Origin of the sequence: Massilibacillus massiliensis (genome assembly GCF_900086705.1) — a bacterium.
GTDB lineage: Bacteria > Bacillota > Negativicutes > FLKF01 > FLKF01 > Massilibacillus > Massilibacillus massiliensis.
In genome coordinates, this window is record NZ_LT575483.1 from 1,230,973 (window position 1) to 1,250,321 (window position 19,349).

A 19,349-nucleotide genomic window follows, 5' to 3' on the forward strand; every position below is an offset into this window, starting at 1 on the left:
TTTTTATCCAACTGAAATAAAAACCTCTGCTTGATTTTCTAGATTGCGTATACAATGCTGATTCGTAACGAATACTATGATCATCCCTTCACTCCATAGAGTTTTTTTATTTCTACGCTCAATAAATTCAATTGTTAAGAGGTAAGTAAATGCGTAATCGTAAAAGTTCTTATAAAATGAGCAATGATCGGTTCGAAATATGGTTTGAAAAATTTAAAGCGCCCTATACGCAAACAAAATTTATCCATAGCTATAAGAATTTAGAAAATCAATATTCCGAACTTGTGATTGAATATCTTTTGACATTTAATCAAAAAAGAAAGGTAAAAAATTTCATTCGTGCTCTACCGAAAATGACCGCCAAAAGGTTTGAAAATTTTTTAAACCGCTTTAAAAACGATACAACTTTATTATATCGTTATTCTTATAAAGATTTTACAAGAAAGCAGCAACTTATCATTCACTATTACATTCTAAAAAATTATATTAAATCTGAAATTTTTTAAAAAACGTCCTAAACTAGCGCATGTCAAGTTTAGGACGTTTTTTCATCAATACGACCTAATGCAGTATCGAAACATCAGAATGGGTTATGTCAGCCAATAAATTTTGTTATAATAATAATGAAGTGATTGGTGACTCAATCACAGATTGAAATAAAAATAATCCAATATAATAGATTCCATAAAATAGATTAGAAAGATGGGGTGTCACTATGTTTGACGTTATCATTATCGGGAACGGACCTGCGGGAATTTCTGCTGCTTTATATGCCTGCCGCGGCGGTTTAAAAACCTTGATCATCGGACGGGATTTTGGTGCTCTGCAAAAAGCCGACAAGATAGAAAATTACTATGGCTTCGCACAGCCTGTCTCTGGTAAATACCTTGTCAGCAACGGCATTGAGCAGGCAACTCGTTTAGGCACAACAATCATAACCAGTGAAGTAGTCGGAGTTTCCTATGAAGCGCAATATGTTGTAAAAACCAAAGACGAACACTACACTGCACCTAGTGTTATCATAGCAACCGGAGCCACACGTTCAACACCGGCAATACGAGGCTTAACAGATTTTGAAGGTCATGGTGTCAGTTATTGCGCAGAATGCGATGCCTTCTTTTATCGAGGGAAAGATGTTGCCGTATTAGGAGACGGACATTACGCACTGCATGAGGCAAAAGCACTTCTGCCACTTGCAAGATCTGTTACTTTACTTACCAATGGAACCAATCCTAAAATTCAAGTTCCTGAAAAAATTCAAGTCAACGAAAAGAAATTAGTTGCTTTTCACGGCACAGATGTACTTGATTCCGTTAAATTTCATGATAACACTACACAAAATGTCAGCGGAGTTTTTATTGCGGTTGGTGTAGCCGGCAGTGATGACTTAGCAAAAAAATTAGGTGCCGAAACAAAAGGAACAAAAATCGTTGTAAATGAACGGATGGAAACCAACTTACCCGGTCTTTATGCGGCTGGTGACTGCACCGGTGGCATGCTGCAAATTGCCAAGGCAGTTTATGAAGGCGCAACAGCTGGCAGAGAAGTAATTAAATATATCAAAAAGCCATAAGCTTCTAAACGACTTGAAAAACGACCGACTTACTAAAATCCTAAACTCGCTTCGTTCAAATAAACGGATTTTTAACGTAAGTCGGTCGTTTTTCACCCTTCGGAACGTACTTTTTCTAAAAAAAGTCCAAGCACGAAAATGATAAATGTGCGAACTTCTTATCCTTTTAACAAATGAAACCTAGGAGTGCATATAATGAATAACAATGATATGGATTTATTAAAAAAGTCTTTCACCTTTTGGGATCATCTCAATGATACGGAAAAAGACGTAATATTACAGCATATTACGCCAGCAAATTACAAACGCGGCACCCAAATTCATCAAAACGGCAGCAGCTGTGTTGGTGTTTTGATCATTAAAACCGGTGGGTTAAGAGTTTACATATTATCAGAAGACGGACGAGATATCACCCTTTATCGTCACAATGCAGGTGATGTTTGCATTCTTACCGCTTCTTGTGTTTTAAAAAATATAAATTTTGCCGTACATATTGATGCCGAAACAGATACAGAAGTGCTCTTATTAAACGCAGCTCTATTTGATCAGCTGTATCGTAACAACATCTACATAGAAAATTTTGCATACAAGACCGCAATGGATCGTTTTTCCGACGTAATGTGGGCAATGGAACAAATTTTATTTATGAGTTTTGACAAACGGCTGGCCATCTTCCTATTGAACGAAGCCAATCGAACCGGACTAGATCGTATCCACCTCAGTCATGAACAAATTGCCAAATATATCAGCAGTGCACGTGAAGTAGTTTCACGCATGCTAAAATACTTCGCCACAGAAGGTATCGTCAAACTTTCTCGCGGCGAAGTAACACTATTAGATAAACCTAAATTAGAAAAACTATTAATCTAGCATTTCTAAAATATCTTGTTTGGATTTAACACCAACTGCTGTTGCGGCAGTTTTACCATCTTTGATTACAACAAGTGTTGGTATACTCATCACATTAAACTGAGATGCAAGCTGTGGCTGTTCATCCACATTGATCTTTCCTATTTTTACTTTGCCTTCCGCTTCCTCAGCGATTTCATCTACGACTGGCGATAACATCCTGCAAGGACCGCACCAACCTGCCCAAAAGTCAATTAATACCGGTTTATCTGATTTTAATACTTCCGTCTCAAAATTATCTTTCGTAATTGTTAATACACTCATCTTCCAAAACTCCTTTACACTATAAAATAATTCTCTCTCTTCATTATATCCAAATTTCTAATTTTTTCTGTGATTGAATCACATTTTTATAACCATTTTTTTAAATAGCAATGCGAACACACATGCATCAACATATAGTATACACTTCAAAAAAGAACTGTGCTAAATTTAGTCCAGTTCTTTTCTCATTTTCAGTGAAATTCATCACTTATAAACTAGTACAAAGATAGGTTGCTTCTCACCAGCCCGCTTCCTAGCTGTCCTCGATTACTAAAATGTTAAATGATATCAAATTGGCATGAAAAGATGCTTTATGGATATTATATTTTTTGGTAATTTAAGCGTACAATGAAAATAAATAAAGATTCATAATATTCAATTTTTACATGCGAAGCATAAAGCACTCATACACTATACAAAGCATAAAATTGGAGGTATGTACTATGTTTGATCTAAGAAATATTTTAACCGTTGGACAAAATGCAATGATTCGTCAAATCGTCCAAAGCTCGGATACTGCCAGCAATTACTCGAAAGAGTTAAATGAACTTCTGGCAACACCTGCTTGTGTCGGAATGGCAATCAAAGCATCCGTTGAAACAATCGATCAATATCTGCCCGACGGTTTTATCAGCATCGGCTATTCAACAGAATTTACCCATACTGCCACAACAAGCCTTGGCATGACAATCACGGTAAAAGCCATCATTATTGAAATCGATGACCATGAGGTTGTTTTAGAAATACAAGCTTGGGATGAACAAGGTGATGTTGGGCATGGTCTTCATAAAAGAGCTGTTGTAAATCATGATGCTTTAATGAAAAAAGCAAGACAACGCACACGTTTTTTAACCAATAGAAAACTTTAAACAGGAGGTTATGAAAATGGGATTAACAGACAGTGTGGAAGGCGCAGTTTTACTAAGTATCATTGACTTTTTTTTAAGTTTTATCTTTATCGCCGGTATCGGTGTGATTTTATACTTATTTCCATTGCTTAATAAATTAGGTGAAGTTAAGGAAGAGAAATTTTAATTATTTCAATTTATTCTTTATGCATTTAGATGCAATGTGATGAAAACTTAATGGGGGAATTTCTATGTACGAACAATTCACGACACTCATGAACGGCTTAATGCTGCAGACAGGTTTAACACAACTTTGGTGGGGTAATATTGTGATGATTCTCGTTGGCGGCGGTTTACTCTATCTTGCAATCGCCAAAAAGTACGAGCCTTTTTTATTGATCGGAATTGGGCTGGCATGCATTATCGCGAATGTACCAGGCTCTGATCTTACCAAACCCGGCGGCCTATTTCATTATGCATACCAAGGTGTAGAGCTACTCATCATTCCACCACTTATTTTTTTAGGCATCGGCGCAATGACAGATTTTGGCCCTATGATCGCCAATCCTAGTCTAGTGATTTTGGGTGCCGCCGCGCATCTTGGCATATTCGTTGCCTTGATTGGTGCGAAACTTTTAGGCTTTACGTTAGCCGAAGCAAGTGCAATTGGTATCATTGGAGGTGCCGATGGTCCGATGGCCATTTATGTGACGATGAAACTCGCCCCACATTTGCTGCCGCAAATTTCAGTCGCCGCTTATTCTTATATGGCACTTATGCCGCTCATTCAGCCACCGATTATGCGTTTACTCACAACTAAAGAAGAAAAAAATATCATCATGGAACAACCTAGATATGTATCCAGGCTTGAAAAAATCATGTTTCCAATTGTAATTGCAATTATCGTTAATCTTTTTTTACCGCCAGTAGCTCCACTGATCACAATGCTGATGCTTGGTAATTTGCTAAAAGAATGTTTACTCGTTGACCGTTTAGCTGAAACGGCTGCCAATACTTTACTTAATATCGTAACACTGATTCTAACCGTAGCAATCGGTTCCACAATGAATGCTGATATGTTTTTAAATTATAAAACACTCCTCATCATCGTTCTAGGCTTGATTGCCTTTGTATTTGGTACAGCATCCGGGATTATCGGCGCAAAGCTCATGAATAAAATCAGCGGCGGCAAAATCAATCCGCTCATCGGCTCTGCTGGTATTGCGTCTGTCCCTATCGCAGCACGAGTATCACACGTGGTTGGATTGCAGGAAAATAAATATAATTTTTTAATCATGCACGCAATGGGACCAAACTTGGCCGGCGTTTTCGGCACAGCGATCTCGGGTGGCATCATGCTTGCACTATTAGGATTTTGACAAATCATATATTTAGGTTGATAACTTAGAAAAAACCGAAATTCGTTCCACTTATAAACTAGTACGAAGATAGGTTGCCGGTTGGTGAGAAGTACTCAGATGCTAGGCGCAGCAAGGGGTTGTAAAGGAGTCGTACTTCTGTACGTCGACGAGCAGCACCTTGCTGTAACAACGCAGATGAGTGCTTATCGCCGACCCGCAACCTATCTGTCCATAGTTTGTCTACACGCTGAAAGGAGTGTCGCATTAAATGCGACACTCCTTTGTATTTCATACTTCCATAATAATTGGTAAAATCATTGGTCTGCGGCCTGTCTTTTCACCTAGATGTCTACCTAAGGCTTCACGAATGACGGTTTTAATCCCAGCCCAATCACGCATATTTTTTTGTTCAATCTTTTCTAAAGCAAGCGCAACAATGTCTCTCGACTCATGCATCAGCACTTCAGCATCACGAACATATACAAAACCTCGGGATACAATGTCTGGTCCGGCTACAATTGCCCCTGTTGCACTATCTACTGTAAGTACGACGATTACAACGCCTTCCTGGGATAACTGTTTGCGGTCACGAATGACAATATTACCGACATCGCCAACACCCAATCCATCCACATAGACATTACCCGCTTTGACTTTACGCGTAGAAACACCACTATTGGCGGTGAATTCAAATACATCCCCATTTTCACCAATAAAAATATTTTCTTTCGGAATACCTAACTCTTGCGCCATTCTTGATTGATGGCTCAGCATCCGAAACTCTCCATGCACAGGAATAAAGAATTTAGGTCTGACTAAATTAAGCATCAATTTTAATTCTTCCTGGCTGGCATGTCCAGAAACATGGATACCAGAGATTTTTTCATAAATCACATTTGCCCCAAGCATCAAAAGCTTATTAATCGTTTTTGATACAGAAGCCTCGTTGCCTGGAATAGGATTTGCTGCAATTAAAATTGTATCCGTTGGCACTACCGAAATATTTCTATGATTATTATTCGCCATTCTGCTTAGTCCAGCCATCGGTTCCCCTTGACTGCCCGTAGTCAAAATCAAAATTTGCGAATCTTGATATTTTCTCAGTTCTTCCGGATCAATGATAACCCCTTCATCAATATCTAAGTATCCGATTTCTTGCGCAATTGCAATTACATTTGACATACTCCTGCCAAACACAGCTACTTTGCGTTTATGTCGACAAGCGGAATAAATCGCTTGCTGTAAACGGGACACGTTAGATGAGAAAGTAGCCATAATCACTCTGCCTGAAGCATTTTTAATTTCTTCATCAATCGCCTTCGCTACGTCCTTTTCTGATCCTGTATACCCTGGACGTTCTGCATTTGTACTATCAGAAAGCAACAAAAGTACGCCTTTATCGCCCAGTTCCGAAAATTTATGAATATCCAGCTTCTTTCCATCTACCGGGGTTTGATCCATCTTGAAATCCCCTGTATGAATGACCGTTCCAATTGGCGTCTTAAAATAAATGCCGCAAGCATCCGGTATGGAATGACTGCCTTGGATAAAGCCCACTTGAAAAACACCAGCTTTGATTTCATCACCGGCTTGTACTGTAACTAAATTATAACCCGATACATTATTTTCCTTGAGCCGGCATTCGACTAAAGCCAGCGCTAACCGCGTTCCATAGACCGGAACGTTGAATTCTCTAAGTAAGTAAGATAATGCGCCAATATGATCTTCATGACCATGTGTCAAAACAACCGCACGAATTTTATCACGATTTTCTGCTAGGTAGGACATATCAGGAATAACCAAATCAATCCCGAACATTTCATCTTCTGGGAACGCCAACCCCGCATCGAGGATTACAATATCGTCACCATATTGAAATACCGTCATATTTTTACCTATTTCCCCTAACCCGCCTAGCGGAATAACAAGTAATTTATTTTTTTGTAACAAAAAAAAGACCTCCATTTATTGATTTAATTTTTTCCGCGCATAATCATTGTTTATATTCTATCACATCTGCCGCTTAAAATACAAATTTACAAAAAAAATTTTTAATTATCTACAATTTCTAGGATGATCAATCAAATCAGTCGGTCAAGAAAATAAGAGATTTTTGACGATTATTTTATCATCAGGTACGTATGCAAAAAAAATGATCGTCTGCACTTTATTATGACAGACGATCATTTTTTTATGCCGCAATATTTTTAGATTTTGAATCAAATAATTTTCTAAAACAACTTGCTGCCACCATAAAGCCCAGTGACATGAGCGCAACTGCGACAACAAGCTGCAACCCATCAATCAGCCAAACAAAACCCCCTGTATAAAAAACCTTTTGCCATATGCCAAACACGGATTGGGCCAATGCGGTAAATGTAACGACAAGCATCATGCACATTGGCGCATAAAGCGTCCACCCGGTCCGCCCCGTAGTTTTAAGAAACACCGAAAGTGCAATCAAGACCAATGCACAAAGCAACTGATTTGCTGAACCGAATAACGGCCAAACATTCATATACCCTCCAAGACATAAAAGATAGCCAAAAAATAACGTCATCACGGTAGCAAAATATTTATTCGTTAAAATACGTTGTAACGGTGACATCGTCATTGGATCTGTGCTCTCTCCCATAAAAAACTCTTGGAAGGACATGCGGCCAATCCGTGCAACTGAATCTAAGGAAGTTAAGGCCAATGCCGACACACACATCGTCATCACGCACGTCGCAATATCCTCTGGCATACCGAGTAAAGAAAGAAATCCTGCAACAGAAGATGAAAAAATTTCAAAGGGTGTTCCCTGTGGCATTTTTCCGTCATAAGCCGCTGCACCGACAACAACCAAAGCAATGACCGCGAGTAAAGATTCTAGCATCATCGCCCCATAGCCAATCATCAACATATCACGTTCATTCGAAACCGTTTTTGAAGAAGTCCCCGCTGAAACCAAGCTGTGAAATCCTGAGACCGCACCGCAGGCGATCGTAATAAACAACGCGGGAAATAACATTTTCCCATTTACATTAAATCCGACAAATGCAGGTAAATTCATCGTCGGATTTGCGACAATAACGCCAAGTACAGCACCGGCAATCATTCCAATTAAAAGGAAAGAACTCAGATAATCTCGTGGCTGCATCAATAACCACATTGGCATAACGGAAGCAAGAAATAAATAGATGAATATCACATAAGTCCAAGTCGTTTTTCCAAAATACAGTGGATATGCAATTCCGCCGGCCAACATTGCAAATAATAAAAGAATCCCAACCACAGCTTCCATTTTTTGCGACGGCTGATAGCGTTTTATAAATAAACCAAACAAAATTGCAACTACAATATAAAGCATCGAGATAGACGCCGCTGCCGCATTAGGCGTGTTTAACATTCCCTGTTTATTGAATCCGTTAAACGTGTTCGCTACGATATCAGAAAATGCAGCTATAACCAGTAATGTAAATAACCAAGCAAATAATAAAAATAATTTCTTTCCGGTTTTTCCAATATACTTTTCAATGATGATCCCAATAGACTTTCCTTCGTTCTTTACTGAAGCATACAATGCACCAAAATCCTGTACAGCTCCAAAGAAAATCCCGCCAATCAAAACCCATAACAGTACCGGCAGCCAACCAAACATCGCCGCAATGATCGGTCCCGTTACTGGGCCGGCACCAGCAATCGAAGAAAATTGATGGGCAAATACAACAAACTTAGGTGTGGGAATATAATCTTCTCCATCCTCATGTGTATAAGCCGGTGTTTTTGCCTTTGGATCAATTCCCCATTTTTTCGATAACCACCTTCCATAAAAAATGTAAGCGCTCGTCAATATGACAATGGCGATTGCGACTAAGGTTAAACCATTCATTTTACAACCCCTCTCTTCAAATTACATATAAAAATCCTTCGCCTCCGACAACATTGTTATCGGAGACGAAGGATCTATAAACCTCCGCGTACCACTCCATTTGTTACTTTCGCAACCACTCTGCCGTATCTTATGCATCAAAAGGCTAAAATACGCTCTCCTCTAACGGCGAGATACCGGTCACACTTACTCTACATCGTATTTCAGCTGACTGCTCACAGGGGATAAAGTTAAAAATTTTCTATCGTCTTACACCGCCCGACGACTCTCTGTAAGAAACACTTTTTAAGTTCTTGTTCCTGCTCACTGCATTTACATGTTTACACATTTACAAATCGTGTTGCAAATAAATATATCACCCACAGAGAAAACTGTCAAGAAAATTATTACATTTATTTTACCTAAACAATTCCATTCTTAAGATTTTGTATACTCCTGTACATCAATAAACAGCAGATCGACGCAATGAGTCAACTGCCTGCTGATTAGCCGCTTGCAAACAGCGGTCTTTGTTTAACGCAAATCCTCTGCTTGGAACAAAAAGCTTACAGAAGTAAACTTTTTGTTCCACTTTTTGGTTAATTATATTTCCAGTAAAAAAACGTTCTCCTGAAATGACTGGACTGACTGGTTGGCATATAAAATGCATATATAGATTAGCAGCTAGATTTTATTAATATATTCATTGGAGGGGTCATAATGATTATTGGGGTTGCAAAGGAAATTAAAAACAACGAATTTCGGGTAGGATTAACACCTGCAGGCAGTGAGGCACTGTGTAAAGCCGGTCACACTGTATTAATTGAAAAAGGTGCTGGTAACGGCAGTGGATTTAGTGATAGCAGCTACGAACAAACGGGCGCAAAAATCATCAGTGATAAAAAAGCTTTGTTCGATCAATCCGAAATGATCATTAAAGTAAAAGAACCAATCGAACCGGAATATGATTTATTCCATGAAGGACAAATTCTATTTACGTATTTACATCTTGCTCCAGAACCTGAACTTACACAAGCACTTTTAAAACATAAAGTCGTCGGCATCGCTTATGAAACAATTGTAGGCAGAAATAATACGCTGCCATTATTATCACCAATGAGTGAAGTAGCCGGACGTATGGCAGTGCAAATCGGTGCACAATTTTTAGAAAAACAATGTGGTGGAAAAGGTATTTTATTAAGCGGTGTATCAGGGGTTCCTTCCGGGCAAGTTGTTATTATAGGCGGCGGTAACGTTGGTACAAATGCTGCTAAAATTGCTGTAGGCATGGGTGCTCGTGTAACAGTTATCGATATGTCCGGAGATAGATTGCGCTATCTTGATGATATTTTCGGCAGCCGCATTGTCACTGTCATGTCCAATAGTTACAACATTGCTAGCTGGGTGAAAAAAGCAGACTTATTGATTGGCTCCGTATTGGTTCCTGGTGCAAAAACACCAAAATTAGTAAGCGAAGAAATGATTAAAACAATGGAACCTGGCTCCGTTGTTGTGGATGTTGCAATCGATCAAGGCGGTTCTATTGTAACTTGCGACCATTGTACAACACATGATAATCCAACCTTTGTAAAACATGATGTCGTACATTATTCTGTTGCCAATATGCCTGGTGCAGTCCCTCATACTTCTACTTTAGCGCTTACAAATGCTACTTTACCTTACGCGTTAAGAATCGCAAACAAGGGGTATCGTCAAGCATGCTTAGACGATCCTGGTCTGGCTAAAGGACTCAATACATTAAACGGCAACGTAACTTTTAAAGGTGTAGCCGATGCTTTAAATTTACCTTATGTTGATGCAAATAAACTTTTATAAACAACCATAAAATACACTTTTGCATCATATAATAATAATATAAAATAAAAACTGGTTTTCCATACGATCCTAAAGTAAACCAAATGCTACTTAAGATAAATCCGCTCTGTCCTCTCGTAACACCAAGAGAATAGGAGCGGATTTGTCGTCAAGTCAACAATGCATACAACAAAATAACATTTGCTAAATAAGACGAACTATTTTATCTCTGTTTAATTGTTAGAATATTCTACCAATTAAACACTGTTACAAAAATGGGCTACCCATATTTATTATGTTAGGAGGAAAATAAATGGAAAAACTGAATAATGGACTGCACGAGGATCTACATCGTGGGCTCAAAGAAAGGCACATCCAATTGATTGCTCTGGGCGGTGCAATCGGTGTCGGTTTATTCTTGGGGTCTGCGGCAGCAATTAAAGTCGCCGGTCCTTCCCTTGTTCTTACTTATTTCCTTGGTGGTGTCGTCATTTTCTACGTGATGCGTGCATTGGGTGAAGTCACTGTTGAATACCCAGTTTCTGGGGCATTCAGTGCGCATGCCAGTAAGTTTTTAGGCCCTTTATGCGGTTATATCACAGGCTGGACCTATTGGTTTATGTGGGTTGTTACTTGTATGGCCGAGATCACAGCGGTCGGTGTATATGTGCATTACTGGCTTCCTGATATCCCCCAATGGATTCCGGCTTTGGCGGCTCTGGTCTGCATGACAATTGTAAATCTCATTGCCGTATCTGCTTATGGAGAATTTGAATTTTGGTTTGCCTTGATCAAAGTAGTTACCATTATTGCTATGATTTTCGTTGGTTTAGCTATGATTCTTTTTGGTATCGGCAACAATGGTATCGCTGTGGGTATTTCAAATCTCTGGTCATATGGAGGCTTTTTCCCGAACGGAATTTCCGGTATGTTTATGGCACTTGTTATGGTTATGTTTTCTTATCTGGGAATTGAATTGGTTGGCGTTGCTGCTGGTGAAGCTGCCCATCCAGAAAAATCGATTCCTTCCGCTATTGACAAAGTTTTCTGGCGTATTTTAATCTTCTATGTATTGGCATTGAGTGTCATAATGTCACTTTATCCTTGGAATCAAATCGGTACCATCGGCAGTCCTTTTGTTCTTACGTTCAATAAACTCGGCATCAGTACCGCTGCCGGCATTATCAATTTCGTCGTACTGACTGCGGCTTTATCTTCTTGCAACAGCGGATTATTCAGCACCGGACGTATGCTTTACAATCTTTCCTTACAAGGGAAAGCACCAAAACTATTTTCAAAATTAAGCACGCATGCTGTCCCTGCAAATGGAATTTTGATTTCTTCTTTCTTCCTGCTGATCGGTGTAGTTTTGAATTATCTGGTACCAGCTGAGGTATTCGTCTATGTAACAAGTGTTGCAACATTTGGCGCACTTTGGATTTGGGGTATTATTTTACTGGTGCAGATCAAATTCAGAGAAACTTTATCTGCTGAGCAGATTGCAAATTTGCATTACCCTATGCCGCATGCACCTTATTCCGGGTGGCTAGGGATCGCCTTTTTCTTCCTTGTTGCTATTGTAATGTTCTTCAATCCTTCCACACGCATCGCACTTTATATTGCACCGATCTGGTTCCTAGGCGTAATTTTTTCCTACTATATTACAGGTATAAACAAACAAGAACAATAATTTTTCGAAACAAAAATTCAATCTATGCATTATGTTTGGCTTAGAAAAAGGAGAATTTTCTTACCGTAAAGGTTCGAAAATTCTCCATATTTTTTCATTTTTCTAAAAATTCATTCATTTTAAATTGTTCAAAAGATAATCCATACTTACGCAGCTTCCGTAAGACGCTCGTATGCGATAGACCAAGCACACTGCCAAGTTTGCGTGATGTATGATATTGACAAAGCGCACGACATAATATTTCGCGTTCTGTCTCATCTAATATTTCTTCCAATGTTTTTTCCGGCAGCGAAGCTGCGACTTGACGAGCAGGTGCATTATGACGCCCAAGCATAAGATGCTCCTCAGTAATTACATCACCGGAAACGACATTTACAGCCCGTTCCATAACATTTTCCAACTCGCGTATATTTCCCGGCCATTTATACTCAGTTAATATTTGTAATGCTCGATCACTCATCGCACGAACATCCTTGTGCAATTTAATGGCAAATCGTTTCAAAAAGGCTTTTGCCAGCAATCCTATGTCTTCACTACGTTCACGTAATGGCGGTAAAAACAAGGGAATCACATTCAACCGATAATACAAATCTTCTCGAAATGTACCTTCCTCAATCATTGCCTCAAGATTTCGGTTCGTTGCTGCCAAGATGCGCACATCAACGGAAAACTCGCGTCTGCTCCCAATACGCCGTATCTTTCGTTCTTGTAATACACGCAACAGCTTTACTTGTAAATGAGATGAAATTTCTCCGATTTCATCTAGGAATAACGTGCCGCCATCTGCCAATTCAAACAATCCTTGTTTACCGCCTTTTGTAGCGCCTGTGAAAGCCCCCCCCTCGTAGCCAAATAACTCGCTTTCAAGTAGCGTATCTGGTATAGCGGCACAATTAATCGGCACAAAGATATTTTCAGCGCGTGACGATGCACTGTGCAAAGCTCTGGCAAACAATTCTTTCCCCGTTCCCGTCTCACCGCGGATCAATACCGTGGAATCACCATATGCATAGCTTTTTGCCAAAGAAATAATTTTTTGCATCGCCTTACTCGTATGTAAAATCGTATCAAACTGAAAAGTCGGCTGCTCCGTTAGCTTCTGATAAATTTTTCGAACATCTTTAATATCTTTTAAGACTGCTACACCTCCAATAATTTTTTGATAACGATCCATAATTGGGTGACTATTCACTAGATAATGGCTATTTGTTTCCTCAAAAAAGATTTCACGGTTCATCGCCTTTGTTCCATTTTTTATTGATTCAACCAATGATAAGCAACAGGGAAAAATATCATTTAATTTTTTCCCAACCACATTCTCAAACGAAGTATGCATAATTCTTTCAGCTGCAGGATTATACTGTGTAATATATCCATGACTGTCAATTGCCAGCACACCATCGGCAACGTTATCCAGAACAGCTTTTAACTGCTCGGCCTTTTCCTCATGCGGCATGCGCTCAATCAATGCAATCCCTTTCACATCGTCAATTTGGCTTAAATCTGCTGTTAGAATACGTTCATACTCTGCAGAAAGCGGATCTGTTTCAAGAAATATTACATTTACTCCTACTTCCATAGACACAATATTTAACCGGTGATGATTAAAAACATAGGCAATATCAAACACAATACCGACCCTATCCTCATAGGAAATCTTAATGCGCAATTGGGCTTCCTCCCAACGCAAGCTGTCTGCAATATTTGCTCATAAAAATTAAAGCCCCTCCTGTAAATTAACCATTTTTTTCTTTATATTTTTCCACATCAAAGTATAAATACCTGCTAATTTAAAGTATAAATTCAAAGGTATTTATATTTTGTTATTTTATTACTTTTTATATATTATTTTTCTATATCAGACTCCATAAAACACTTTATTAATCGTGATCTACTCCATTACCCATCTGCTACCGGTTGTGGTACGATTATTTTTATGAGAACGTTATAAACTGTTTCTTTTTGCAAGGAAATAACCATAGTAACCAAAGTAAAGAACCGAAATTTTCGTTTTGAGTTCCTCACTTTGTTCCGATCGAAAGTGAGGAACTGCAATATGATATTGTGTGCTATACAGACCTTACAAAACACGAATCATGTTTTTATGTTTTAGATTTTATGATTTGGAGGTAAATGAATGGAGAAACAGAATCACGGACTGCACGAGGATCTACATCGTGGACTCAAAGAAAGGCACATTCAATTGATTGCTCTGGGCGGTGCAATCGGTGTCGGTTTATTCTTGGGGTCTGCGGCAGCAATTAAAGTCGCCGGTCCTTCCCTTGTTCTTACTTATTTCCTTGGTGGTATCGTCATTTTCTACGTGATGCGTGCATTGGGTGAGGTCACAGTTGAATACCCTGTTTCCGGGGCCTTCAGTGCGCATGCCAGCAAATTTTTAGGCCCTTTATGCGGTTATATCACAGGCTGGACCTATTGGTTTATGTGGGTTGTTACCTGTATGGCCGAGATCACAGCGGTCGGTGTCTATGTACATTACTGGCTTCCCGATATCCCCCAATGGATTCCGGCTTTGGCGGCTCTGATCTGCATGACAATTGTAAATCTCATTGCCGTATCTGCTTATGGAGAATTTGAATTTTGGTTTGCCTTGATCAAAGTAGTTACCATTATTGCTATGATTTTCGTCGGTTTAGCTATGATTCTTTTTGGTATCGGCAACAATGGTATCGCTGTAGGTATTTCAAATCTTTGGTCACACAACGGCTTTTTTCCAAATGGTATATCCGGTACGTTTATGGCACTTGTTATGGTTATGTTTTCTTATCTTGGTATTGAAATTATCGGAATTACCGCCGGTGAAGCTGCACATCCGGAAAAAACGATTCCTTCAGCAATCGACAAGGTTTTCTGGCGTATTTTAATTTTCTATGTCTTGGCACTGAGTGTCATTATGTCGCTCTATCCTTGGGATCAAATCGGTACCATCGGCAGTCCTTTTGTTCTTACGTTCAATAAACTCGGCATCAGTACCGCTGCCGGCATTATCAATTTCGTCGTACTGACTGCGGCTTTATCTTCTTGCAACAGCGGATTATTCAGTACCGGACGTATGCTTTACAATCTTTCCTTACAAGGGAAAGCACCAAAACTATTTTCAAAATTAAGCACGCATGCTGTCCCTGCAAATGGAATTTTGATTTCTTCTTTCTTCCTGCTGATCGGCGTAGTTTTGAATTACCTGGTACCTGCTGAGGTATTCGTCTATGTAACAAGTGTTGCAACATTTGGCGCACTTTGGATTTGGGGCATTATTTTACTGGTGCAGATCAAATTCAGAGAAACTCTATCGGCTGAGCAGATTGCACACTTGCATTATCCTATGCCGCATACGCCTTATTCTGGTTGGCTCGGTATTATATTTCTTCTACTCGTTGCGGTCATTATGTATTTCAATCCATCGACACGCGTCGCACTTTACATTGCACCAATTTGGTTTTTAGGCGTCATTCTTTCTTACTATATTTCAGGAACATATAAACAAAATAAAGATGACAAAACATTGAATCTTATAAAAGAATAATACATTGATAAAAGAAAAGGATATACGGCGCGATTGCACCGTATATCCTTTTTCTACTGAAAATATCGACGTAAATTCATAGTATATTTTTAATAAAAATGTAAAGGATCTTCAAACCTTAAATTTATCCACCCATTTATTTAATTCTTCTGCCATATTGGACAGTGCCGTACTCGATGCAGTAATTTCCTGTACCGAAGCAGACTGCTCCTCGGTAGCGGAAGATATCTGTGCAGTCTCAAGCGAAATATTTTTTGAAATCTGCTCGACTTCCTGTACTGTTTTTTCAGCATTTCGGCTGGCACTAGCGATTGTTTGCATTTGCTGAATCGTCCTATGGATTTCATCTAACATCATTGTAATCAAATTCGAAATTGATTTAAAAGACTGTCCAGCCTCCGCAACCACTTCCGTCCCCATTTGCACCTCCTGCATCCCTGCATTCATTGCCTCTATCGCTTTTTGTGCATCCATATGAATCATATGAATGATATCCGTAATTTGCTTGGATGCATCATCAGACTGTTCAGCGAGCTTTCTCACTTCATCGGCAACCACTGCAAAACCTCTTCCATGCTCACCGGCACGTGCAGATTCAATCGCCGCATTTAATGCTAACAGATTTGTTTGGGACGCAAGTTTGGAAATCGTTTCTGCCATAACAAAGATCAGTTTCGAACGATCCCCCAAATTTTTAACAACATCGGCAGAATTAGCTACCGTACTTTTAATCTGCTGCATCTGCTGAATCGTACGAGAAATGTTATCTTCCCCCACCTGTGATGCCTGCGCAACTTCGCTCGATGTATCCGCCAAACTTTTAGAATTTGTAATCATTGCAGTCACTGCATTCGAAGTTTCACAAACCGCATCCGATGCATTTTTAGCCAAAACCATCTGCCGTGCGGCTCCCTGATCTACACTACCAACAGAACGAACAATCAGTTCCGAAGTCTGCGCCGATTGTTCCATACTCTTATACAATTGGTCAGCAGTCTGCGACACCTGCCCAGCAGAATCCTTGGTTTGCTTAACTACGGCACGCAAATTATGCACCATTTCATGTACAGCCTGCGCTAAATCACCAATGCTGTCTTCTGCATGATCCTTCAAGTGCCGAACATTCAAATTTCCCCTCGCCACTTCCTGTGCAACCTGTGCCACCGGATTGATGCGCTTGGTAATTTTACTATTGATAAATAATGAAGTAACGATTGCCAAGAGCAAAATAAATACATATGTAATAACCGAATACACGAGCCGATACGTCATCTCTTCTTCTAACTGCACCTTATAATCTTCTACCAAGGCCTCTAAATCATCCACATAATTTCCCGTTCCAATCGACCATTGCCATGGTGCGAATCCGGCACTATAAGAACGTTTCGGCAAAGGCCTCTGCGATGGATCAACATCTTTAGGTCTCGGATAATAATACTCCGAATATCCGCCCTCAGGGTTCCTTGCATTTTCAATAAACGTCTTTACAAAGGTATTTCCCTTTGCGTCCTTTACATCAATACGCGCTTTTCCCAAAACAGCATTACCTGCTCCCGAAGACAGAAGCACCCCATCAAAAGAATCCGCCCAAAAAACGCCACTTTTATCATCTCCATATCGTGCATCACGCACGACATTCAAAGCGTAAACTTTCGCTTCCGTTTCTGTCATTAATCCCTGTTGAGAACGTTCATAATATGCATTAACTTGATTCAATACCGTTTGAACCTGCTTTTTTATACTCGCATCATAATCAGCAAACAGCAACTGCCGATAACTTACTAATCGAGCCTCTTTCTGTTTATGGATTGTATACGCCTCATACGCACCAAGCGCTAGTGTCACGATAGTCATAATCAAAATTACAATTGCAATATCTCGATTTAACTTAACTCTGAAATTAGAACTCATACTTTTTTCCCTCCTAAAAATGCTGCTGAATTTATCTCTATCTGCTCTTTCAGAGCCGCAGTAAAATAATGTTGGTAAGTCTCTCTTCACGTTCAAATGTCTACGTCTGAATACGCGACTTCTTATGCTGATAAAATATTTTTCGACATTTTTTTCATTCGTTTTCATTCTATCTTATTTAAGGGTGATAATCAACAACCCCACTGAAACGAAGGAAAAGTTTGCACTGCCAATCCATCCGCATACCGTATAGAATTATCACTTCCCCAATGACAATGCATACTATTTTTCTTATATGAAAATTCTATAAAAATATAGGTAAAAAAGTGCAAGATCGTAGGTTCACGATCTTGCACTTTTTTACGCAGGTCGGGCAATTAATCCTTTAGCTGCATCATCCATATGTAATTTATTTGCTTCAACTTCATATCCATTTACCGTACTTTGTTTGATTTGATTATTGCATCTATAAACTTTCCACAACGTTCTTATACTTCTATTTATATTTATATTAAATACATGTACTTTATATCATCCTATATCTTACAAAACTTCGCAGTTTGCCTAATTCTATTTTTGCGGATTTACATTATATGTTGCTACCACATATAAAAATAATAAGGATAAGATTATTTTTAATACATACATTTTAATGACCCTTTCTATCTGGTTTCATGTATCCTGATCACATTTATAAGTGTAATAGAATTTTATTGGAAATGCATTTGATAAAATAAAATTTTTAAAAACTTAGAATGCTAGACAAACTATAAGCAAGCAATACCGCCAATCATTTATATTCTTATAGCCCAAACCACTAGTCCTGACTCAAGATCTCGGCAAGGCATTCCGTCTCAGTTATTTTCTGCAAAAAAATCTCTATATCGCCGCATAACAAAGGAATATACGCTCTAATTTTTTCTATTGGCCAATCCCACCACCGGATTTTAAGCAACTGCGCAATCTGAGTTTCAGTGAAGCGAAGCTTTATAACTTTAGCAGGATTGCCAACAGCTACTGCATATGACGGTATGTCCTTCGTAACCATCGCACCAGTGCCAATAACCGCACCATCACCGATCGTTACACCTGACAGGATAGAGACATCGTTACCAATCCATACATCATTGCCAATCTGAACATCCCCTCTGGCCCAAGGGTGCCCATAAATATGATCTGCCTCAGAGAACTCGCTCAACGCGGGAAAAGGAAATGTAGTCACCCAATCCAGACGATGATTTACATCCATAAAAATCTGCACGTGATCTGCAATACTGCAAAAACTGCCGATTTTAACCGCACAAGGCCAATTCACGGAATAAATTCTAGGCAATCCATATGTATATCTGCCCACTGTAATTTGTGGATTTTGAAATTGCGACTCTGTAAATACCACTTTATGTTTACGAACCGTTCTAGAAAAAAACATAACAAGATCCCCCTCCAAGCATTTAAAACATCGCTTTGATGCAGATACCACCAACGCAAAACTCTTATTCTCAGATTATGCTGCAATCCAGTAAAAATGCAAAAATCAAGGTTTTTGGGCAACTTAATATTTTAAATAAATTTAATAATAAA

General features: G+C 39.2%; 16 protein-coding genes and 1 other annotated feature. Of the genes, 9 read left to right on the forward strand and 7 right to left on the reverse strand.

Annotated features, from left to right (window positions below; all coding sequences use genetic code 11):
• Positions 1 to 149: 149 nt before the first annotated feature.
• The 3 genes from BN6559_RS06165 (at position 150) to BN6559_RS06175 (ending at position 2,443) form a co-directional block, all read left to right on the forward strand.
• Positions 150 to 506, forward strand: coding sequence for a hypothetical protein (locus BN6559_RS06165; protein WP_110953903.1), 357 nt, complete (start codon positions 150 to 152; stop codon positions 504 to 506).
• 209 nt (positions 507 to 715) lie between these two features.
• On the forward strand, positions 716 to 1,573 hold the full coding sequence (locus tag BN6559_RS06170; RefSeq protein WP_110953904.1) for an NAD(P)/FAD-dependent oxidoreductase: 858 nt from the start codon (positions 716 to 718) through the stop codon (positions 1,571 to 1,573).
• Positions 1,574 to 1,768: 195 nt separating this feature from the next.
• Positions 1,769 to 2,443: a Crp/Fnr family transcriptional regulator gene (locus BN6559_RS06175; RefSeq protein ID WP_110953905.1), complete on the forward strand. Its 675-nt coding sequence runs from the start codon at positions 1,769 to 1,771 to the stop codon at positions 2,441 to 2,443.
• On the opposite strand, the gene trxA is transcribed toward BN6559_RS06175, so the two are convergent.
• Complete coding sequence (trxA, locus tag BN6559_RS06180) at positions 2,435 to 2,746, reverse strand: thioredoxin (RefSeq protein WP_110953906.1); 312 nt, start codon at positions 2,744 to 2,746, stop codon at positions 2,435 to 2,437. The genes BN6559_RS06175 and trxA overlap by 9 nt on opposite strands.
• Before the next feature lie 443 nt (positions 2,747 to 3,189).
• Between trxA and BN6559_RS06185 the strand changes: the two genes are divergently transcribed.
• From BN6559_RS06185 to BN6559_RS06190, 3 genes are all read left to right on the forward strand, one after another.
• The gene (locus tag BN6559_RS06185; protein WP_110953907.1) at positions 3,190 to 3,615 is read left to right on the forward strand and encodes a thioesterase family protein; all 426 of its coding nucleotides are present in this window, start codon (positions 3,190 to 3,192) and stop codon (positions 3,613 to 3,615) included.
• Positions 3,616 to 3,631: 16 nt separating this feature from the next.
• The gene (locus tag BN6559_RS19210; RefSeq protein ID WP_199883788.1) at positions 3,632 to 3,781 is read left to right on the forward strand and encodes a hypothetical protein; all 150 of its coding nucleotides are present in this window, start codon (positions 3,632 to 3,634) and stop codon (positions 3,779 to 3,781) included.
• A gap of 64 nt (positions 3,782 to 3,845) precedes the next feature.
• Positions 3,846 to 4,973, forward strand: coding sequence for a sodium ion-translocating decarboxylase subunit beta (locus BN6559_RS06190; RefSeq protein WP_110953908.1), 1,128 nt, complete (start codon positions 3,846 to 3,848; stop codon positions 4,971 to 4,973).
• 270 nt (positions 4,974 to 5,243) lie between these two features.
• Here the strand turns inward: BN6559_RS06190 and BN6559_RS06195 are convergent, their stop codons facing one another.
• Together BN6559_RS06195 and BN6559_RS06200 are read right to left on the reverse strand one after the other, a co-directional pair.
• On the reverse strand, positions 5,244 to 6,920 hold the full coding sequence (locus tag BN6559_RS06195) for a ribonuclease J (RefSeq protein WP_199883789.1): 1,677 nt from the start codon (positions 6,918 to 6,920) through the stop codon (positions 5,244 to 5,246).
• 226 nt (positions 6,921 to 7,146) lie between these two features.
• Positions 7,147 to 8,829: a carbon starvation CstA family protein gene (locus tag BN6559_RS06200; protein ID WP_110953910.1), complete on the reverse strand. Its 1,683-nt coding sequence runs from the start codon at positions 8,827 to 8,829 to the stop codon at positions 7,147 to 7,149.
• A 58-nt stretch (positions 8,830 to 8,887) separates the two neighbouring features.
• Positions 8,888 to 9,145, reverse strand: a binding site (T-box leader).
• 383 nt (positions 9,146 to 9,528) lie between these two features.
• Here BN6559_RS06200 and ald point away from each other — a divergent pair.
• Positions 9,529 to 10,644 (forward strand): alanine dehydrogenase, encoded by a 1,116-nt coding sequence (gene ald / locus BN6559_RS06205; RefSeq protein WP_110953911.1) that lies wholly within the window; start codon positions 9,529 to 9,531, stop codon positions 10,642 to 10,644.
• Positions 10,645 to 10,936: 292 nt separating this feature from the next.
• Complete coding sequence (locus tag BN6559_RS06210; protein WP_110953912.1) at positions 10,937 to 12,313, forward strand: amino acid permease; 1,377 nt, start codon at positions 10,937 to 10,939, stop codon at positions 12,311 to 12,313.
• Between the two features lie 94 nt (positions 12,314 to 12,407).
• On the opposite strand, the gene BN6559_RS06215 is transcribed toward BN6559_RS06210, so the two are convergent.
• Positions 12,408 to 13,982 carry a sigma 54-interacting transcriptional regulator gene (locus tag BN6559_RS06215; protein ID WP_110953913.1) on the reverse strand — a complete coding sequence of 525 codons (1,575 nt, stop codon included), beginning with the start codon at positions 13,980 to 13,982 and terminating at the stop codon, positions 12,408 to 12,410.
• Between the two features lie 468 nt (positions 13,983 to 14,450).
• Here BN6559_RS06215 and BN6559_RS06220 point away from each other — a divergent pair, with 468 nt between their 5' ends.
• Positions 14,451 to 15,857 (forward strand): amino acid permease, encoded by a 1,407-nt coding sequence (locus BN6559_RS06220; protein WP_110953914.1) that lies wholly within the window; start codon positions 14,451 to 14,453, stop codon positions 15,855 to 15,857.
• A 111-nt stretch (positions 15,858 to 15,968) separates the two neighbouring features.
• Here BN6559_RS06220 and BN6559_RS06225 read toward each other — a convergent pair whose 3' ends face one another.
• From BN6559_RS06225 to BN6559_RS19715, 3 genes are all read right to left on the reverse strand, one after another.
• Positions 15,969 to 17,768 (reverse strand): methyl-accepting chemotaxis protein, encoded by a 1,800-nt coding sequence (locus BN6559_RS06225; RefSeq protein WP_199883790.1) that lies wholly within the window; start codon positions 17,766 to 17,768, stop codon positions 15,969 to 15,971.
• A gap of 360 nt (positions 17,769 to 18,128) precedes the next feature.
• Positions 18,129 to 18,251 (reverse strand): hypothetical protein, encoded by a 123-nt coding sequence (locus BN6559_RS19640; RefSeq protein WP_267886704.1) that lies wholly within the window; start codon positions 18,249 to 18,251, stop codon positions 18,129 to 18,131.
• 334 nt (positions 18,252 to 18,585) lie between these two features.
• A complete protein-coding gene (locus tag BN6559_RS19715; protein WP_110953915.1) occupies positions 18,586 to 19,197 on the reverse strand; it encodes a CatB-related O-acetyltransferase in 612 nt (203 codons plus the stop codon).
• Between the last annotated feature and the right edge of the window lie 152 nt (positions 19,198 to 19,349).

What these genes read in the sequence shown, in the direction of transcription:
- BN6559_RS19210 (WP_199883788.1), top strand. Translation starts at nt 3,632, where the DNA reads ATGGGATTAACAGACAGTGTGGAAGGCGCAGTTTTACTAAGTATCATT.
- BN6559_RS06165 (WP_110953903.1), top strand. Translation starts at nt 150, where the DNA reads ATGCGTAATCGTAAAAGTTCTTATAAAATGAGCAATGATCGGTTCGAA.
- trxA (WP_110953906.1), bottom strand. Translation starts at nt 2,746, where the DNA reads ATGAGTGTATTAACAATTACGAAAGATAATTTTGAGACGGAAGTATTA.
- BN6559_RS06225 (WP_199883790.1), bottom strand. Translation starts at nt 17,768, where the DNA reads ATGAGTTCTAATTTCAGAGTTAAGTTAAATCGAGATATTGCAATTGTA.
- BN6559_RS06170 (WP_110953904.1), top strand. Translation starts at nt 716, where the DNA reads ATGTTTGACGTTATCATTATCGGGAACGGACCTGCGGGAATTTCTGCT.
- BN6559_RS19715 (WP_110953915.1), bottom strand. Translation starts at nt 19,197, where the DNA reads ATGTTTTTTTCTAGAACGGTTCGTAAACATAAAGTGGTATTTACAGAG.
- BN6559_RS06185 (WP_110953907.1), top strand. Translation starts at nt 3,190, where the DNA reads ATGTTTGATCTAAGAAATATTTTAACCGTTGGACAAAATGCAATGATT.
- BN6559_RS06210 (WP_110953912.1), top strand. Translation starts at nt 10,937, where the DNA reads ATGGAAAAACTGAATAATGGACTGCACGAGGATCTACATCGTGGGCTC.
- BN6559_RS06200 (WP_110953910.1), bottom strand. Translation starts at nt 8,829, where the DNA reads ATGAATGGTTTAACCTTAGTCGCAATCGCCATTGTCATATTGACGAGC.
- BN6559_RS06175 (WP_110953905.1), top strand. Translation starts at nt 1,769, where the DNA reads ATGAATAACAATGATATGGATTTATTAAAAAAGTCTTTCACCTTTTGG.
- BN6559_RS06195 (WP_199883789.1), bottom strand. Translation starts at nt 6,920, where the DNA reads ATGGAGGTCTTTTTTTTGTTACAAAAAAATAAATTACTTGTTATTCCG.
- BN6559_RS06220 (WP_110953914.1), top strand. Translation starts at nt 14,451, where the DNA reads ATGGAGAAACAGAATCACGGACTGCACGAGGATCTACATCGTGGACTC.
- BN6559_RS06190 (WP_110953908.1), top strand. Translation starts at nt 3,846, where the DNA reads ATGTACGAACAATTCACGACACTCATGAACGGCTTAATGCTGCAGACA.
- ald (WP_110953911.1), top strand. Translation starts at nt 9,529, where the DNA reads ATGATTATTGGGGTTGCAAAGGAAATTAAAAACAACGAATTTCGGGTA.